14 protein-coding genes and 2 tRNA genes are annotated in these 18,802 nt (G+C 64.5%); 5 read left to right on the forward strand and 11 right to left on the reverse strand.

The window, feature by feature from the left end; genetic code table 11:
- Together HY726_17680 and HY726_17685 are read left to right on the forward strand one after the other, a co-directional pair.
- On the forward strand, positions 1–334 hold a 334-nt coding region (locus HY726_17680; protein ID MBI4610827.1), incomplete at its 5' end, for a hypothetical protein.
- Positions 335–419: 85 nt separating this feature from the next.
- Positions 420–2,393, forward strand: a complete 1,974-nt coding sequence (locus tag HY726_17685) for a trypsin-like peptidase domain-containing protein (GenBank protein ID MBI4610828.1) — start codon at positions 420–422, stop codon at positions 2,391–2,393.
- Positions 2,394–2,399: 6 nt separating this feature from the next.
- Here HY726_17685 and HY726_17690 read toward each other — a convergent pair whose 3' ends face one another.
- The 5 genes from HY726_17690 to HY726_17710 form a co-directional block, all read right to left on the reverse strand.
- Complete coding sequence (locus tag HY726_17690; protein MBI4610829.1) at positions 2,400–3,623, reverse strand: hypothetical protein; 1,224 nt, start codon at positions 3,621–3,623, stop codon at positions 2,400–2,402.
- 5 nt (positions 3,624–3,628) lie between these two features.
- On the reverse strand, positions 3,629–4,135 hold the full coding sequence (locus tag HY726_17695; GenBank protein MBI4610830.1) for a cyclic nucleotide-binding domain-containing protein: 507 nt from the start codon (positions 4,133–4,135) through the stop codon (positions 3,629–3,631).
- Between the two features lie 17 nt (positions 4,136–4,152).
- Positions 4,153–4,374, reverse strand: a complete 222-nt coding sequence (locus tag HY726_17700; protein MBI4610831.1) for a hypothetical protein — start codon at positions 4,372–4,374, stop codon at positions 4,153–4,155.
- 179 nt (positions 4,375–4,553) lie between these two features.
- Entirely contained in the window at positions 4,554–4,883 is a 330-nt protein-coding gene (locus HY726_17705) for a hypothetical protein (GenBank protein MBI4610832.1), read from the reverse strand.
- Positions 4,884–5,054: 171 nt separating this feature from the next.
- A tRNA-Glu gene (locus HY726_17710) sits at positions 5,055–5,133 on the reverse strand.
- 668 nt (positions 5,134–5,801) lie between these two features.
- On the opposite strand from HY726_17710, the gene HY726_17715 reads away from it, so the two are divergent.
- The 3 genes from HY726_17715 (at position 5,802) to HY726_17725 (ending at position 12,455) form a co-directional block, all read left to right on the forward strand.
- Entirely contained in the window at positions 5,802–8,291 is a 2,490-nt protein-coding gene (locus HY726_17715; protein MBI4610833.1) for a glycogen/starch/alpha-glucan phosphorylase, read from the forward strand.
- 105 nt (positions 8,292–8,396) lie between these two features.
- Complete coding sequence (locus HY726_17720) at positions 8,397–10,778, forward strand: phosphoketolase family protein (protein ID MBI4610834.1); 2,382 nt, start codon at positions 8,397–8,399, stop codon at positions 10,776–10,778.
- 15 nt (positions 10,779–10,793) lie between these two features.
- Complete coding sequence (locus HY726_17725) at positions 10,794–12,455, forward strand: alpha-D-glucose phosphate-specific phosphoglucomutase (protein MBI4610835.1); 1,662 nt, start codon at positions 10,794–10,796, stop codon at positions 12,453–12,455.
- Here the strand turns inward: HY726_17725 and HY726_17730 are convergent, their stop codons facing one another.
- The 6 genes from HY726_17730 to dctP form a co-directional block, all read right to left on the reverse strand.
- Positions 12,456–13,658, reverse strand: coding sequence for an acetate kinase (locus tag HY726_17730; protein ID MBI4610836.1), 1,203 nt, complete (start codon positions 13,656–13,658; stop codon positions 12,456–12,458).
- 54 nt (positions 13,659–13,712) lie between these two features.
- Positions 13,713–15,767: a glycogen debranching protein GlgX gene (gene glgX / locus HY726_17735; GenBank protein ID MBI4610837.1), complete on the reverse strand. Its 2,055-nt coding sequence runs from the start codon at positions 15,765–15,767 to the stop codon at positions 13,713–13,715.
- A 218-nt stretch (positions 15,768–15,985) separates the two neighbouring features.
- A tRNA-Lys gene (locus HY726_17740) sits at positions 15,986–16,061 on the reverse strand.
- A 376-nt stretch (positions 16,062–16,437) separates the two neighbouring features.
- Positions 16,438–16,899, reverse strand: coding sequence for an RES family NAD+ phosphorylase (locus HY726_17745; protein ID MBI4610838.1), 462 nt, complete (start codon positions 16,897–16,899; stop codon positions 16,438–16,440).
- The gene (locus HY726_17750) at positions 16,896–17,330 is read right to left on the reverse strand and encodes a DUF2384 domain-containing protein (protein MBI4610839.1); all 435 of its coding nucleotides are present in this window, start codon (positions 17,328–17,330) and stop codon (positions 16,896–16,898) included. The genes HY726_17745 and HY726_17750 overlap by 4 nt, the downstream gene beginning before the upstream one ends.
- Before the next feature lie 410 nt (positions 17,331–17,740).
- On the reverse strand, positions 17,741–18,772 hold the full coding sequence (gene dctP / locus HY726_17755; protein MBI4610840.1) for a TRAP transporter substrate-binding protein DctP: 1,032 nt from the start codon (positions 18,770–18,772) through the stop codon (positions 17,741–17,743).
- Positions 18,773–18,802: the final 30 nt, after the last annotated feature.

Genomic DNA, 18,802 nt, shown 5'->3' on the forward strand with positions numbered 1-18,802 from the left:
CGGTCAGGAAGTGCAGGCCCCTCGGGGTCAGGAAGTCCAGGCCCCCCGTGGCCAAGAAGTCCAGGCGCCACGCGGTCAGGAAGTCCAGGCCCCTCGGGGTCAGGAAGTCCAGGCCCCCCGTGGCCAAGAAGTCCAGGCGCCACGCGGTCAGGAAGTCCAGGCCCCTCGGGGTCAGGAAGTCCAGGCGCCCCGTGCCCTCGCTGGTGCGAAGGCTCAGCCACCCAGCATCGCCAAGGCCCGGACCCTGATCAAAGAGGCCGAGGTCGCGTGCAAGGCCGGCAACACCACGGTGGCAGCCGAGAAGGCGAAGGCAGCCATCCAGATCCTGAAGTAACCCGGAAGTAACTCGCCGAAGGCCCCAGGAGGTGACCCCTGGGGCCTTCTTCTTTTCGCGGCCGAGCCGAGATAAAATTGGGCCCGTGCCGCCCAAGCCCGTCGCGGTCGCGCTAGGGGTCGCCCTCGGCCTCGTACTCGGGGAAGCCGTCCCTGCCCGAGCCGAGCGTCCGCTCAGTGTCCCGGAAGCGCTGCTCAGGGCCAAGCCTGCCGTGGCGCTGATCGTCGCCGAGGTTTCCGCGGAGGTGCGACTCAACTGCGGCTCCGGGGAAACGACGGCCACGCCGCCGGTCTTCCGCGAAACCGGCACCGGATGGTTCATCGATCCAAGCGGCCTCGTCGTCACCAACGCCCATGTCGTCCAGCCCGCTCACACGCCCGGACGCTGGATGATCAACAGCTTCGCCCGCCGCGCGGCGGAAACCACCTGTCTGCCCGCTCTCCTGAAACGCGCCGGACTCAAGCCCGCCCAGCGTCCCGAGGTCGAAGAGCAGCTGAAGCGGCAGGTCCACGACAGCGTCGTCCCCAACGCCAAGGTGAAGCTCACCCCGCAGATCTCCGTCCTGCTCTCCAACGGCACCCGGCTGCCCGCCGAGGTAAAAAAATACACCCCGCCGTTGAGCCTCGAACCGGGTCAGGTGTCCGGCCGGGACCTGGCCCTTCTCAAGGTCGCCGGCCGAGACTACCCGGTGCTGCCCGTCGCGGACTCGAAGGTCGTCAAGATCGGCGACCCGATCCACATCCTGGGCTTCCCCGGCGTCGTGCTCAGCCACGAGCTCCTCAACCAGAGCGCCAGCATGGAGGCCTCGGTCACCAACGGGGCCGTCTCGGGCTTCAAGGAGGACGTCTCCAACCAGCCCATGATCCAGACCGACGCGCCTGCCGCGTGGGGCAACTCGGGCGGGCCGGCCGTCAACAGCCGCGGCGAGGTGGTCGGTGTCCTGACCTTCGTGTCGCTGGCACCGGGCCCCGAGGGGAGCATCGTCCAGGGCTTCAACTTCGTCATCCCCTCCGATGCGGTGCGCCAGTTCATCAAGGGCACCGAGGTCACGCCCGGCGCCCAGAGCCGCTTCAACACCGTCTGGTGGGCAGGCCTCCGCGATTTCTTCAACGATCGCTTCACGCGCGCCGACCGCCAGTTCGAGCAGGCCGACAAGATCGTTTCAAACCTCCCGGACGTCAAGCGGATGCGCGCCGAGGCCGACGACAAGATCAAGAACCCGCCGCCGCAGCCGTTCCCGTGGGCGTGGGTCGCGCTCGGCGTCACCCTGGTCAGCGCCAGCGGCTACGGCGGCATCTGGGCCCGTCGCTGGTGGCGCAACCGGTTTCGGATCGTCCCGGCCCAGGTCATCGGACTCATGGAGAGCGGACAGAATCCGATCTTCCTCGACGTGCGAACGTCGAACGACTTCGAGACGAGCCCCCTCAAGCTGCCCGGAGCCATCCGGCTCGCACCCGAAGACATCGAAGGAGGACGCTTCGAGCTCCAGGTTGAGCCGAGGCAGCCGATCATCACGTACTGCGCGAGCCGCGACGAGCAGACGAGTTCCCGGGTGACCCAGCAGCTCCGGCAGCGTGGCCACCGGAACGTCCGGATCCTGAGGGGCGGCCTCGGCGGCTGGACGAACGCGGGGCTGCCCGTCGAGGCGAAGTCGCACCTGCCGTCGATCGGGCTCGAGATCTACAAGAACCTGACCGTCGGCGACCTCCCGCGGCGCCAGTTCGAGCCGGGACAGATCATCTTCAAGGAGGGCGACGACGCCCGCGGCGAGGCCTTCGTCGTCCACTCCGGGAAGGTCGACATCCGCAAGCGCACCGATGGCAGCGAGCGGGTCATCCGCACCCTCGGCGAGGGGGAGCTGCTCGGCGAGATGGCGCTGTTTCGGAAGGCGCCCCGCTCCGCGAGCGCTGTCGCGGCGACCGACGTCCAGCTCCTGGTGATCCGGACCGATCAGCTGGACTGGCTCATCAGGAACCGCGCCCAGCTCACGTTCGAGATCCTGAAACGGCTCTCGGACCTGCTGGCGCAGCGCGAGCCCAGCGAAGAGCCCGGCGCCTGATCCCGCTCAGGGCCCGCCGCCGGCGTGGAGCAGTCCCCAGAGGTTCAGCGCCACGAAGGCGACGAGCGAGACGAGCGAGAGGGCGAAGTAGCCAACCCACATCGCTTCCTGGCGTGTGAGCCTCCAGCGATCCGCCAGCCGCCGCAAGAATTCGTGGCCCACGAACTGCCACGAGTCCTGCTTGAGCGTCGGCACCCCCAGAAGGTCCACCAGGATGTGGTAGCCGTCCATCTCCAGGAAGCAGAAGGGATAGAGGCTCACGAACAGGGCCTGTAACTGGAGGACTCCGGAGACCGCGGTGAAGCTCTGGAGGAGTCCCGCAGGCATCTGGGTCGCCGCCCACAGGTAGAAGCTGCCGAGGTAGAGGTGGATCAAAGGCCCAGACAGGGCGGTGACGACCCGGGCCCGCCGACTCGCCATGAAGATGTCGGTGACGTCCACGAAGAAAGTGGGGACGAACCCGTGGAGCAGCGTGAAGCCGTACTCGCGGACTCGGCGCCCGTAGTGGACGCAGGCCAGCCCGTGGAGGATCTGGTGGACCGCGAGCGTGACGAAGAGGACGACCTTGACCACCACCAGCGAGAGGAGCGGGTGCCGGCCCAGCGGCGCCGCGACCTCAGCGGCGTCGGGCCAGAGCCTGAACGCCGAGACGGCGCCGAGCCCGGCGAGCGCGACTCCCAGCGCGAGGCAGGCCGGCGTGAAGAGGAGCCGCCCTCCCCACCGGTAGATGCGGGCGAACGGGGCGTGGATGCGCTGGCTCGAGAGCGTGAGGCGCTCCAGCCGCCGGAGGGTCGCCTCCACGGCCCGGGCGGCGGGGTTCCGGCGGTGGCGGGCCAGGACCTCCCGGAGGCGCGAGGCTGGGCGCAGGGTCAGGAGGTCAGCCTGTCGGAGCTTGGCGATCAGCGCGGGGATCAGGTCGAAGTCGAAGGACCCGTAGCGGAGGACGTAGGCGGTGGCGAGCTCCTGGAGCGAGGTTCGTCCGTCCATCCGCTCCCAGAGAAAGCGCTCGGGTCCGGTGAGGAGGAGGTAGCGGTCCGTGGCCCGGTTCTTCAGGACGTAGGTGACTCGCCCGTCCCCGCCGGAGGCGAGCTGGGCCACCTCGCACTGGTCATCGGCAAGGCGCTGGGGCTTATGCTGGAGGTAGGCGACCGCGCTCGGGACCCTGCGGACCTCAAAGCCTGCCTCGTCGGCCCGGCGAACGAGAAGCTCGAGATTGCTCTGGCGGGCCACCGGTCTCAGCCGGGGAACTTATAATCCACGTCCAGCCCTGTGGCCTCGAGCCCCCAGCGCGTGACCTCGGCCACCAGGTTGCCGGTCTCCCTGATGCGCCGGATCAAGACCTGGACCAGCCGGTAGAAGAACGCGGCGGCCGCCTGGGGATTCACCTCGACGAACTCGTGGAGGTTCTCGCGGTCCAGCGACAGCAGCACCGTCTTCGTCTCGGCCTGGACCGTGGCCGAGCGCGTGGACTCATCGAAGAGGCTCATCTCGCCAAAAAAGTCGCCCGGCCCCATCCGGGCCAGAACCTGCTCCACCCGACCCAGGACCGGCTTCGAGATCACCACGCTCCCCTCCCGGATGAGGAAGAGCTCCCGGCCGGGATCCCCTTGTCGGAAGAGGATCTCGCCCTTTCCGAGCCGGCGCTCGCGGAGCCGGAGCGCGAGGGCCGCCAGGTGGGGTTCGGCAAGGTCCTTGAAGAGCACCATCGTCCGGAGGAACTCGAGGTCGGCTTCCCTGGCCAACGGCGCCCCCGGAGCGGCTACGTCGACCAGCGCTTGACCAGCGCCCGATGGAATGTCTGCGCCTGCCGGTGGGTCGGCCTGCTCCGCGCTTTGGCCACAGCCAGCAGCAGGGCCACCCGCTCCTCGCGGGTCAGCTCGTACTCGTCCAGGACGGCCTCGGGGGCGCGGACGAGCTCCGCGAAGAAGTCCGGATCGAGCATGACGCGGCCGACCAGATCCCGGATCCCCTGCTGCCCCATCCGCCTCTCCTTGACGCCCGAACACGACCCGTAACCAGGCGAAAAACTGGGCCAAGTGTGAGCCAAGTTTCTGGCAAAGTCAATCCGTTCGCCGGCCGGCGTCGGTCGGAGCGCCCGCGCCTCGCCCGGTCAGCGCCACGGCAGTCATCGTGACCGGCCGAGCCGTGACGGAGCGTGAATCACTGCGGCGGAGCTTCTGTCGTGAACGAAGCCCTCACGGTGGTGAGCCTGTTTCCTCGCGATGCGAGCCGCGCATACTCGAACCCGAGCCAAAACAGGAAGAAAAGGCCCACCTGGATCGATGCCTGGTAGAAGAGGGGGAGGAGCTCATCCGAAGCGAGCTCGAGGGCGTAGCTCACCGCCATGATAAAGGTGAGAAGCGCCATCTCGATGAGGCGGGCGCTATCCGTGGTCCCGTCCCGCCACGGGAGGAGCACCAAGAGCACCAGGAAGGAATAATAGTAGCCCGCTGGCGAGAGGGCGCAGAAGATGAGAGGCACCGCGTACATGACGCTCTCGAGCGGGCGAGCACGGAGGATGAGCGGAAGGGCTGCGAGAAGGTAGAGAGCGCAGTCGGTGTAGCTGGTGGTACGCCCGGGTACTTCTATCGGTTCACAGGCCAGGTGACGCCGGGGCGGTTCCGGTTGCCGGCGTTCTGCTCCCAAAACTGGCAAAAAGTGTGGTGACCCCGGCGGGATTCGAACCCGCGATCTCGACCTTGAAAGGGTCGCGTCCTTGGCCTGGCTAGACGACGGGGTCAGACCTGGCAAGCCGTGGTGGGATCGAACCACCGACCCCGGCCTAAGAGTCCGGCTCAACCGCCAACCAGACTATCTCAGACGACCTGACTCCGCAAGAATCCGAACATCAGGAGCAAGCTGAGGCACCCCTGGTTTTGCCTTCGTACGGGGTGGTTCGGTGGCCGCGTGGTAGCAGAAAAGGCCGTCAGCCCTCGAGCACCCGGCTGCACAGCGTGTAGGCTCCCGACCGTGAGGACGCGCCGATGTGGTATGGTAGCAGGCAACCCTAGAGTGTGCTGGTCAAGCTAATCGTCGAACGGGATCGGACACGATGCGCAGTTCGCATAGTCGCTCCCACGGGAACCCAGAAAAATAAGCGGCTTGCACTATTTACATCCCTTGCGCGCACAGCCCAAGCTGTCGTAAAACGACGAAGCAGGTAAAGCGATCAGAGCGTTAGTTAGGGCGCGCGGAGTTCCTGGCGCGGGTGCGTGGGTACACGCGTTGCATGTCGGGACCCGGTCGGTGATCAAAGCGGGACGAAGCTCCTGCCCCTCACGTGGTCGGACTGGGGGACACCCGAGCGCGTCCTGAAGAGCCTCCGCACCGTCGGGATCTCGCCGAGGTGGCTCAGCGGGGTAGACGCACAGCCGGAGGGCCTTCGTCAGAATGGCGACAGGAGGGTCTATGAGCGACAGCCCCGGTACAGGGAAAGCTGAAACCGAAAAGGTGCACGTCGGCGACACGGTCCAGGCCCTCAAGCGTGACCTGCTCGACAAGCTCTTCTGCAATCAAGGAAAGTTCCCCGCGGTCGCCACCAAGAACGACTACTACCTGGCCCTGGCATATGCGGTGCGCGACCGACTCATGCAGCGCTGGATCAACACCGTGCGGACCTACTTCGACAAGGCGAGCCGGACCGCCGTGTACCTCTCCGCGGAGTTCCTCATGGGGCCTCAGCTCGCCAACAACCTGATCAACCTCGGGATCTACGACCAGGCCAGGAAGGCCGTCGCCGAACTGGGGCTTACCCTCGACGATCTCCTCGAACAGGAAGAGGAGCCCGGGCTCGGCACGGGCGGGCTCGGGAGGCTCGCCGCATGCTACATGGACTCCATGGCCACGCTCGAGATCCCGGCGATCGGCTACGGTGTCCGGTACGAGTTCGGCATCTTCGACCAGGCGATTCGCGACGGGTGGCAGGTCGAGTTGACCGACAAGTGGCTCCGCCTCGGGAACCCGTGGGAGATCCCACGGCCCGAGATCGCCTACCAGGTCAGGCTCGGTGGACACACCGAGCCGTACACCGATGAGACCGGGCGCTACTGCGCGCGCTGGGTCCCGGAGCGCGTGGTCCTCGGCGTCCCGTACGACACCCCCGTCATGGGCCACGCAGTCAACACCGCCAACACGCTCCGCCTGTGGCGGGCCGAAGCCTGCGAGTCGTTCGACTTTCACGCGTTCAACATCGGCGACTACTATAAGGCCGTCGACGAGAAAGTCATTTCGGAGAACATCACGAAAGTGCTCTACCCCAACGACGAGCCGGCGGTGGGGAAACAATTGCGCCTCGAGCAGCAGTACTTCTTCGTCTCGTGCTCCCTGCAGGACATGATTCGCATCTATCTGCAGCGAGAGAAGACGCTCGATCACTTCCACCGCAAATACGCCGTCCAGCTTAACGACACCCACCCCTCCCTGGCCGTGGCGGAGCTGATGCGGCTCTTCGTCGACGAGTACCGGATGGACTGGGATACCGCCTGGCACGTCACCACGAGCACGTTCGCCTATACCAACCACACCCTGCTCCCCGAAGCCCTCGAGACGTGGCCGCTACCGCTCTTCGGCCGGATGCTACCGCGGCACCTCGAGATCATCTACGAGATCAACCGGCGATTCCTCGACGACATCCGCCGGAAGTACCCCGGCGACGATGGGCGCGTCGCCAGGCTCTCGCTCATCGGCGAGGGCGCCGAAAAGCACGTCCGCATGGCGAACCTCGCGTGCGTCGCGAGCCACGCCATCAACGGCGTCGCGAAGCTCCACACCGAGCTCCTGAAGCGGACCGTGCTCCGCGACTTCTACGACCTCTGGCCGGACAAGTTCAGCAACAAGACCAACGGCGTCACGCCACGCCGGTTTCTGCTTCTCGCGAACCCGCGGCTGGCCGGCCTGATCTCGGACGCCATTGGCGACAGATGGGTCCGGGACCTCGACGAGCTCACGCAGCTGGAGTCGTTCGCCCGCGACCCGGCCTTCCGCGAGGAGTGGCGCCGCGTCAAGCAGGAGTGCAAGCGCCGCCTCGCCGACCGAATCGCGCGCGTGGCTGGCGTGGAGGTCGACCCGTCGTCCCTCTTCGATATCCAGGTCAAGCGCATCCACGAGTACAAGCGCCAGCATTTGAACATCCTCCACGTGCTCACCCTCTACAACCGCCTCAAGAACGGGCAACACGTCGACGTCATGCCGCGGACGTTCATCTTCGGCGGCAAAGCCGCCCCCGGCTACTACATGGCGAAGCTGATCATCAAGCTCATCAACGCCGTGGCCGCGACGGTCAACCGCGACCCGGACACCAAGGACGTGCTCAGGGTGGTCTTCTTCCCGGACTTCAATGTGAGCACCGCCCAGACCATTTACCCGGCAGCGGACCTTTCCGAGCAGATCTCCACGGCCGGCAAGGAGGCGTCCGGTACCGGCAACATGAAGTTCGCCCTCAACGGGGCGCTGACCATCGGGACGCTCGACGGCGCCAACGTGGAGATCCGCGAGGCGGTGGGAGCCGAAAACTTCTTCTGCTTCGGGCTGACGGACGAAGAAGTGCTCCGGCACAAGGCCGAGGGATACCGGCCCCGAGAGCTCTACGGGGGCAACGCCGAGCTACGCGAGGTGCTTGACCTTGTCGGATCCGGGGCGTTTGCCCGGGAGGACCAGGACCTGTTCCAGCCGCTCATCGGGTCCCTCCTCGACCGCGACGAGTACATGCTGCTGGCCGACTACCCGCTCTACGTGGCATGCCAGGACCAGGTCAACCGCACCTGGCACAACCCGGAGCAGTGGACACAGATGTCGATCCTCAACGTGGCGCGGATTGGGATCTTCTCCGCCGACCGCGCCATCAGGGAGTACTGCAGGGACATCTGGCGCGTCGAGCCCGTGCCGATCAAGCTGGGATGAGGGCAAACAGTCCTTGCACATCTTCCAAGGCGTTGTGTAACAGCGCAGCGAGCCTCGGCAAGCACACGGAGGCGATGGAGGGCCAGTTCTCACATCAGGGGGGAAATGATGGCGAACCTGTTGACGGACAAGGAACTCGAACTGATGGACGCCTACTGGCGGGCAGCAAATTACCTGTCAGTCGGGCAAATCTATCTCTATGACAATCCCCTCTTGAAGGTTCCGCTGAAAATCGAACATGTCAAGCCGAGGCTTCTGGGGCACTGGGGAACCACGCCGGGATTGAACTTCATCTACGTGCATCTCAACCGCGTCATCAAGAAGTACGATCTGAACATGATGTACATTATCGGGCCTGGCCACGGGGGCCCGGGCCTGGTCGCCAATACGTACCTGGAAGGGACCTACTCGGAGATCTATCCCAACGTCTCCCGGGATGAAGAGGGCATGAAAAAGCTGTTCAAGCAGTTCTCGTTCCCCTACGGCATTCCCAGTCACGTGGCCCCCGAGACCCCCGGCTCCATTCACGAAGGCGGTGAGCTGGGCTACGCCGTCTCCCATGCGTACGGCGCTGCCTTCGACAACCCCGATCTCCTCGTCGCCTGCGTCGTGGGCGACGGCGAGGCCGAGACTGGCCCGCTGGCGGCGGCCTGGCACTCGAACAAGTTCCTCAATCCGATTCACGACGGCGCGGTGCTGCCGATCCTGCACCTGAACGGGTACAAGATTGCCAACCCGACCGTGCTGGCGCGCATCAGCCACGACGAACTGGAAAAGCTGTTCATCGGCTACGGCCACAAACCATACTTCGTCGAGGGCTCCGAGCCAAACCAAATGCACCAGCTCATGGCGGAGACACTGGAGACGGTGATCACCGAGATCAAAGCCATGCAGACCGAGGCCCGCAACAATGGCGTCGCGAGCCGTCCACGGTGGCCCATGATCATCATGCGTACGCCGAAGGGCTGGACAGGGCCCGACGAGGTCGATGGGAAGAGAGCCGCAAATTACTGGCGGTCGCATCAGGTGCCGTTCGCCGAAATGGCCGACAAGCCCGATCACGTCAGGCTGCTCGAACAGTGGATGAAGAGCTACAGGCCCGAAGAGCTCTTCGACCAGAACGGCACGCTCAGACCGGAGCTGGGGGAGCTCGCGCCAAAAGGCAATCGCCGCATGGGCGCCAACCCGCACGCCAATGGCGGGATCCTGCTCAAAGACCTCAAAATGCCCGATTTCCGGCACTATGCGGTGGACGTCAAGAAGCCGGGCGCCACTACCGCCGAGGCAACCCGCGTGCTGGGGCACTTCCTGCGCGACATCATGAAGCTCAACATGAAAGAGCGGAACTTCCGGGTGTTCGGTCCGGATGAAACGGCTTCCAACCGTCTCGGCGCGCTCTTTGAGGTGACCGATCGGACGTGGGTGGCCGACACACTGGCCGAGGATGCCGACAAGGAAGCGCATCTGTCACCGGATGGGCGCGTGATGGAGATCCTCAGCGAGCACACCTGCCAGGGATGGCTCGAGGGGTTCCTCCTGACCGGACGCCACGGGTTCTTTTCCACGTACGAGGCCTTCGTGCACGTCGTGGACTCCATGTTCAACCAGCACGCGAAGTGGCTCAAAGTCACCCGGGGCCTGCCGTGGCGCCGGCCCATCGCCTCGCTCACCTATCTCCTCACCTCGCACGTGTGGCGCCAGGACCATAACGGGTTCTCCCACCAGGACCCCGGCTTCATCGATCACGTGGTCAACAAGAAAGCCGAGGTGGTCCGGGTCTATCTCCCACCCGACGCCAACACGCTCCTCTCTGTGGCCGATCACTGCCTGCGCAGCCGCAACTACGTCAACGTGGTCGTGGCCGGAAAACAACCGGCGCTCCAGTACCTCGACATGGACGCGGCGATCAAGCACTGCACGGCCGGTCTTGGGATCTGGGAGTGGGCGAGCACGGACAAAGGGAGCGAGCCCGATGTTGTCATGGCCTGCTGCGGCGACATTCCGACGCTCGAGACCCTCGCCGCCGTGGACCTCCTCCGGCAGCACGCCCCTGACCTCAAGGTCCGGGTCGTCAACGTGATCAACCTGATGAAGCTCCAGCCCCAGAGCGAACACCCGCACGGCCTGTCCGACAAGGACTTTGACGCGATCTTCACGAGGGACAAGCCCATTGTCTTTGCCTTCCACGGCTATCCATGGCTGATCCATCGCCTCACCTACCGCCGCACGAACCACCCGCAGCTCCACGTGCGCGGCTACAAGGAGGAGGGGACCACGACCACGCCGTTCGACATGTGCGTGCTCAACGATATCGATCGGTGGCACCTGGTGAACGACGTGGTCGACCGCGTGCCCCAGCTCGGCTCCATTGGCGCCTACGTCAAACAAGCGATGCAGCACAAGATCATCGAGCACAAAGAGCACGTCGCTGAGTATGGGGACGACCTGCCCGAGGTCCGTGACTGGAAGTGGCCGTACGAGCGCTGACGTGATTGTGAACCGATGACGCTGCATCCGCTGGCCGGACACCCGGCTCCCCCGGAGCTGCTGATTGATGTCGGCAAGCTCCGCGAGCAGTACTATGTCCGGAAGCCGGACCCCGGGGATCCCGCCCAACGGGTCAGCTTCGGCACCAGCGGACACCGCGGCTCGGCGTTCCACGGCACGTTCAACGAGGCGCACATCCTGGCCATCACCCAGGCGATCTGCGAGCACCGGCGCCGCGAGCGTACTGACGGTCCACTCTTCATCGGCAGGGACACGCACGCGCTCTCCGACCCCGCGCTCATGACCGCGCTTGAGGTGCTTGCGGCCAACGGTGTGGAGGTCATGATCGACCACGACGGCGGGTACACACCGACCCCGGTCATCTCCCACGCCATCCTGGCATACAACCGCGGCCGCGCGACCGGCCTGGCCGACGGCATCGTCATCACGCCTTCACACAACCCACCTGAAGACGGCGGGTTCAAATACAACCCGCCGCACGGCGGACCTGCGGATACCCGTGTGACCGGGTCGATTGAGGCGAGGGCCAATGCGCTGCTGGCCGATGGGCTCAACGGCGTGGTCCGGATCCCCTACGAGCGGGCGCGAAAGGCGGCAACGACCCACGGCTGCGACTACATCAGCGCTTACGTGGCCGACCTCGCCGCCATCGTGGACATGGAGGCCATCCGCGCCGCCAAGCTCCGGATTGGCGCGGATCCACTCGGCGGTGCGGGCGTGGCGTACTGGCGGCCCATCACCGAGCGCTATGGCGTCGAGGTGGAGCTGGTAAACGACACCGTGGATCCCACCTTCCGGTTCATGAGCGTGGATTGGGACGGCAAGATTCGCATGGATTGCTCCTCGCCGCACGCCATGGCCAGGTTGATCGCGCTGAAGGACCGCTTCGACGTTGCCTTCGGGAACGACACGGATCACGACCGGCACGGCATCGTCACGCGGAGCGCCGGGCTCATGAACCCGAACCATTATCTGGCCGCAGCCATCTTCTACCTCTTCACGCATCGCGCAGACTGGCCGAGAGAGGCCGCGGTGGGCAAGACCGTCGTGAGCAGCAGCATGATCGATCGCGTCACCGCCAAGGTGGGCAGGAACCTGCTCGAGGTGCCGGTGGGGTTCAAATGGTTTGTCGATGGCCTCCTCACAGGTTCACTGGGGTTTGGCGGTGAAGAGAGTGCGGGAGCCTCGTTCCTCCGGCGCGACGGGACGGTGTGGACGACAGACAAGGACGGCATCATCATGGATCTCCTCGCCGCGGAAATGATGGCGCGAACCGGCCGCGATCCGGCGGAGCTGTATCGCGACCTCACCCGCGAACTCGGTGATCCGGTCTACGAGCGCATCGATGCGCCGGCAACGCGTGAGCAAAAAGCAATCTTGCAAAAGCTCTCGCCGGAGTACGTGCGAGCCTCGGAGCTCGCGGGAGAGCCCATCCGAGCCATGCTGACGAATGCGCCAGGCAACGGCAGCCCGATCGGCGGGCTCAAGGTGATCACCGAGCACGGTTGGTTCACAGCCCGTCCAAGCGGGACCGAAGAGGTCTACAAACTCTATGCCGAGAGCTTCCGTGGCAGCGGGCACCTCCGGCAGATCCAGGAGGAAGCCCGGAGTTTGATTGCCAAGCTGTTCGCGACCGTTCGGACCGGGCCGCAATAGTTACCCGGCGATAATCTCCAGGGTCTGCCGCGCAATCTCCAGTTCTTCGTTGGTCGGTATCACGAGAACCTGCACCGCTGCACCCGCCGGCTGGATCTCGCAGGGGCCGTCCGCAGCGGCCTCGTTCCTGTCGGGGTCGACGAGGATGCCAAGGCCTGCCAGCCCTTCGCAGCAACGGGCCCGAATCGCCGGGCTATTCTCGCCGATCCCACCGGTGAAAACGAGCGCATCCAGGCGGCCGAGCACGGCCAGATAGGCGCCGATATATTTGCGGACCCGGTAGCAGAACACTTCCGCGGCGAGCCGCCCGTTCGGGTCGCCAGCCTCGGCGAGGCCCAGCACCTCCCGCATGTCGTTTCGTCCGCACAGGCCCTTCAAACCGCTTGCCTCGTTCAACAGTTTCTCGACCTCGGCGAGGCTCTTCCCTGTCCGCTGCGCGAGAAAAAACGGAATGGCCGGGTCGAGATCGCCCGAACGCGTACCCATCACCAGGCCCTCGAGCGGCGTCAAGCCCATGGAGGTGTCCACGCTCTGCCCTCTCCGGATGGCGGCAGCGCTTGCCCCGTTTCCCAGGTGGAGCGTGATGAGATCGAGCGACTCCAACGGGCGCCCCTGGAACCGCGCGGCCTCTTTGGCGACGTAGTGATGCGAGGTCCCGTGGAAGCCGTAGCGGCGCACGCCGAGGCCTTCGTACAGCTCGTACGGCAAGGCGTACAGAAAGGCGCGTGCCGGCATGGTCTGATGAAATGCGGTGTCGAACACAGCCACCTGGGGCACCTCGGGAGCAAACTCGCGGGCGACCTCGATCCCCAGGAGATTGGCCGGGTTGTGCAAGGGGGCCAGGGCGGCCGCCCGGCGGATTCCTTCGATGACCTGATCGGTGACCAGCGCCGGAGCCTTGAACGTCTCCCCGCCGTGCACCACCCGATGTCCGATAGCGTAAAGCTCGCCGAGTCCCTGCAGGACACGCGACGCGCGCATGACCTCACCGATCCAAGCCAGCCCCTGCCGGTGATCGGGCACCGCTCGCTCCTGGACCCACGGCCGATACTCCCCTGCCCCGCCGTGCACGTGATGCGTGAGGCGCCCGTTCGCCTCGCCGATGCGTTCCAGGAGTCCGGAGGCGTGCGTCGCGCAGTCTTCCATCCCGAACAACCGGTACTTGATGGAGGAGCTGCCGGAATTGATCACCAGGATCTTCACAGTGCGCTCACCTCCGCGGTCGAGGCTCTCTGCCTCGGTCGGCCTTCCCGACCTCTAACTAACCAGGACCACCACCGAACGTGGCTGCGCCACATAGGTTGGTCCACTCACGACTGGCGCTTCGGACAGTTCGCAGAAATCCTGCGGGGGATCCAGATACGTATCGATCACGCGTCTCCACAGCGCCGCGCCGTTTCGCGGCGGTGGAGGAATCTCGAAGGTGAGGGCCTCCCAATAGGCGTTGAAGATAATGTGAAGCGACTGCTCCGCTCCCTGCACCGTGAACGCCAGGCTATGTGACCAGGGGGCCCAATCGGGCTGACCGAGCTTCACGCTATGCCACTGGATCCGGGCCTCCCGCATCAGGTCCGCAAGGCTCAGATCCCGTTCGTTCCCGTAAACGGAGAGGTTCAGGCGGAAACGGATCAGGCCCTTCCCGAAGCGATGGATGTCCCTATGCCTCTCCAGCAGGGACCAGTCAACCCAGCTGATTTCGTTGTCCTGGCAATACGCATTGTTGTTGCCGCGCTGGCTCCGCCGTACCTCATCGCCCATCGAGATCATGGGCACACCAAGGGCCAGCAGCGTGATGGTCAAGAAATTCTTGATCTGTCGGGCACGCAACCGCTCCACAGCCGGATCATCGGTGGGTCCCTCCACGCCACAGTTCCAGCTCAGGTTGTGGTCACGACCGTCCCGGTTTCCCTCCCCGTTGGCCCGGTTGTGCTTCTCGTTGTAGGAGACCAGGTCATTCAGCGTGAACCCGTCGTGGCAGGTCACGAAGTTGATGCTCTGCTCCGGCTCGCGGCACTCATGTTCGAAGATATCGGGGCTGGCAAGGAACCGCTCCGCCAGCCTCGCCGCGCAGCCCTCATCACCCTTCAGGAAAGCCCGGACATCATCGCGGAACCGGTCATTCCACTCCCTCCACCGGTCCCCGAGGAAACTGCCCACCTGGTAGAGTCCCGCTGCATCCCAGGCCTCGGCGATCAACTTGGTGCCGCTCAAGACCGGATCGGTTTCGATGTCCCAGACGATGGGGGGATTGGCAAGCGGACGACCGTGCTCGTCCCTCGACAGAATGGAGGCGAGATCAAAACGGAATCCATCCACATGGATTTTCTCCACCCAGTAACGCAGACTGTCCAGGATCATCCGGCGCACAACGGCGTGATTGGCATTCAGGGTATTGCCGGTTCCGCTGTAATCCGCGTACCGGGCGTTGTCCTCGCGCAAGATGTAGTACGCGCTGTTTTCCAGCCCTTTGAAGCAGAACGTCGGGCCTGACTCATCGCCTTCGGCGGTGTGGTTGTAGACGACATCCAGAATGACCTCGATTCCGGCCCGGTGCAGCGCCTTGACCATATCCCGGAACTCGTCCAACACCTTGAGCGGATCCCGGTGGGAACTGTAACCGCAGTGGGGCGCAAAAAAGGAGACGGGTTCATAGCCCCAATAGTTGGTCAGACCCCGAGGCGCTGCCCGTTCGTCGAACTGGAAGACCGGTAACAGCTCCACGGCAGTCACGCCCAGGTCTTTGAGGTACGGCATCTTCTCGATCAGCCCGGCATAGGTGCCCCGGTTCCTTGCCGAGACGCCGGAGTTAGGATGCCGGGTGAATCCGCCCACATGCATCTCGTAGATCACCGTCTTGGCGAAGGGCCGGCGGAGCGGGGCGTCGCCTTCCCAGTCATAAGTGGTTGGGTCTACCACTACACTTTTCATCGCCGTGGCCGTGTTGTCTCCCGGACGCGCGGCCGCTTCAGGGTCGTAGTTTCCGGGGACAGCCACGCTGCGACCATAAGGGTCAAGCAGAGTCTTGCTCCCGTCGTAGCGCAGTCCCCGTGCCGGCTCGTTCGGCCCATGGGCCCGGTACGCATATATCTGGCCTGGTTTCAGGCCCGGCAGGAGCACGTGCCAGTAATGAAAAGTCCGGTTCTGCCGACGATCCAGCGCGATGACGCGCGCAGGTTTCGGGTCATCGACCGCGTCGAACAGGAGCAATTCCAGGGCAGTGCAACTCTTGGAGTACACGCAAAAGTTGACGCCTTCCGGGTACACCGTCGCTCCTAACGGATGGCTCTGGCCCGGTTTCGCTCCGCGATCCATAGGCAACCCCTCCCGAAAACGGGTCCCAAGGCTCGTGCCGCTATCCCGCGCAAGACCGCAACCAACAGCGCCCCCGGTCTTCGCGACCAGGCTGAAAGGGGCCATCTCCCGACGGGGAACAAGGCGGCCGTGGACCGACTCGACGACGCGAGTGGTAGCAAAATGGTAGCAAAAACGATGGGCGCCGGAGAAGGCGCCCCGCAAGTTCCTGGAAAACCTGGTGAGCCGTGGTGGGATCGAACCACCGACCCCCTGCTTAAAAGGCAGGTGCTCTACCTGCTGAGCTAACGGCTCGCGTCAAAGATTCTGCCCACTTATCTGGCAAGAGTCAACATCAACCTGCCCTAATGTACCCGAAAACGCGCCCGCGAGCCGGCGGGAGGCCTCCTGGAGGTCGGCGTCGCTCACGATGGCATAGCGGCCGTAGACGTTTTCGCTACCTCCCCAACGTGCGCCTCGCCAACGGGGAGGTCGCTAACGACACCCGCCGGCGGCTGATGCTCGCCTTCAGCACCCCTGCGCGTGCCTTCCGCCGGCGAAGCTGCGCGTTCAGGGCCTCAACGCGGGTGACTTCGATTCCGATGTTTTAGCGCGCCGGATGTCTGTCGACTAAGCTCGGCGCAACCATCGAACCTAGCGCGTGAAAACGTAGCTGTGGCTGAAACGCCGGTTAGCGCATAAACATACGGGGATCGAACTGGAACGGTGCCGGCTTACCGACGCGGATTTGTTTGAAGGCCGGGTGCACCGGATTGAGGAGGTAGTTTAACTCGGTGGGTATGATGGCCGAAGGTACAGTAAGAATCGCGGTCTTCCCTTCACGGGCCCAGCGTGTTCCGATGTCACCGAGCGATTGGGGTGCCGGATAGTGCCTCCAGTCGGCTGGTAGTTGTGTAGGTTTAATCCGAGCTATTTGTAGGGCTGCTGGAATGCCAGCCGGAATAGCGACAAGATCTTCCGGGACTTCTGACGCATCGAGATGGACGAAGAGCTCAAGCGTGGCGAGGGCAAGCGTTGAGGACATGTATACCACCGGCCTTCCCGGGTGATTCCATCTGCCGCCGGAAAGCCTTGCGCCCTCGCCATCGAAAGCAGCGTATTCCGCTTTACATATACGCCAGACTCGGATCAGCTGTAAACACCGTGTGCGATGCGAAGCAGAAGCTGCTCGACCTGTTGTTCGCCAATTTCGGTATCAAGTCGATCGAGTGGGTTGGTCCCCCCTAAAGCTCTGTTGGGCTTGCGCAGCCAGGCCACGGCGTGTTCTCTGCTCCCAAGAACTTCTTCGGCGAGCGTGGCGACCAATGCGAGGCGGAGTAGGCGGTCCGACTCGTCTGCCCTTAGCCGACCCTCTTTCTTGCGGCGGGCAAGGGTGCGGAGGGGAAGGTCCAAGACACGTACGAGGCGTTCTCGCGGTATCTCAAAGCGTGTGACAATGGCCTCGAGCGCGATGTACGGAAGCCCCGACCTCACCCGCGCAATTAGGGTATCGTAGTTCAAGGGACGGCCCTTAACGATACTCCTGCCACCGAGTGTTTCGACGAGTCGGGCTGTACTCACCATCGCGTTCCTACCAATCTGGCACAAAGTATAGCGCCAACTGGCATGAAAAACAAGCGTGGCAATTCAGGAGAACCACCGGCCCCGAAAGTCCTGCTTACTTTCGTCGATGCGTTTTAGTCGTCCCAATTCTTTTTTAGGTGCCGGACGAGCTGTAAGTGTCTGCTGGGACTGGCGAAAACGGGGTCGCGGCTGAAACACGGGGTCGATTCCGTTGGGCACCCGGCGACTCGGAAACCCTGCGGGGCTGTGCTGAAACAACGCCATAACCGCAGACAGTCGTGCTACCGCGCCTCTTCAGGATCACGGTCTGCGAGGAGCTCCATTGAGCCCTGCTCTCCGGAATGTCCGAAGGCGCTCAGCGCCTGCTGACGCCACGCTGACGGTTTTGGCTCTGGTGCTGGGTCAGGCCCTTAGGGGACCGTGAACCCCGTGAACGAGGCGAGAACCTCGTTGAAGGCCGCCTTGCCGTCGGCTCCCGCCCGCTTCGCCCAGCCGGGGAGCACGCTCTTCTGGACCGCCTCCCGGATGACGGGTTTCCACTCGGGCCTGAACTCGAGCCACTTCATCCCCTTCTTCTTGTTCCCCTCGATGCCATCCACGGTGCTGGTCCGGGCCAGCGCCCACCCCTTCGCGGTGACGTCAGCGGCTACCTGCTCCAGGGCTTTCCGAAGGTCAGGCGAAAGCTTGTCCCAGGTCCTCTTGCTGACGACCAGGGCAATCATGACGGGTCCGATCTGGAGATCCACCATGTGCTGGGTCACCTCGTACCACTTGAGGCTGAAGCCCGCGATCGTCCCGGTGATCGCGGCGTCCACCGTGCCCCGCTCGAGCGCGGTGTAGACCTCGGCCACGGGCAAAGAGACCGGTTCGGCGCCGAGGGCTTTGACGAAATCCGTCTGGGCCGCCCCGAAAACGCGCACCTTGACACCCTTCAGGTCGGCGAGGTCGCGGATCGGCTTGCGGCTGTAAAGGACCTGGTGCGCGTACGCGTAAGAACCGATGAAGACACCGCCCAGCTTGGCCTCGTTGGCCTTCATGACTTTGTGCCACGCGAGGTGCGCCTTGTGGGACTTGTCGAACTCCTCCAGGCTGAAGAGGCCGGGGAGATCCACCCCTTCGATCAGCGGCACGTCGCCGGACACGTAGGTGGGCAGGACATCCGCCATGTCCACCAGGCCCGCCCGCATCACGCGGACCAGCTCGAAGCCCGTCAGGCCCAACTCCGGCAGGCTCGTCACGTCGAGCTTGATCTGACCGCCCGTCCGCCTGGCCAGCTCCTGCTCCATCAACTCCCACATCTTGAACTGGACCTGGGGCCGGCTGTTGGATACGCCCTTCAGCCGGAACTCGGCCGCCTCCGCCGGAACCGGGGCGACCCCGACGAGCTGCAGGACCACCAGCAGGAGCGCAATCCATCCCGGGAACAAACCCGCGCGTGCCATGGCATGTACCTCCTGGTGACGTTTTCCGCC

The organism is Candidatus Rokuibacteriota bacterium, from assembly GCA_016209385.1.
Taxonomy (GTDB): domain Bacteria; phylum Methylomirabilota; class Methylomirabilia; order Rokubacteriales; family CSP1-6; genus JACQWB01.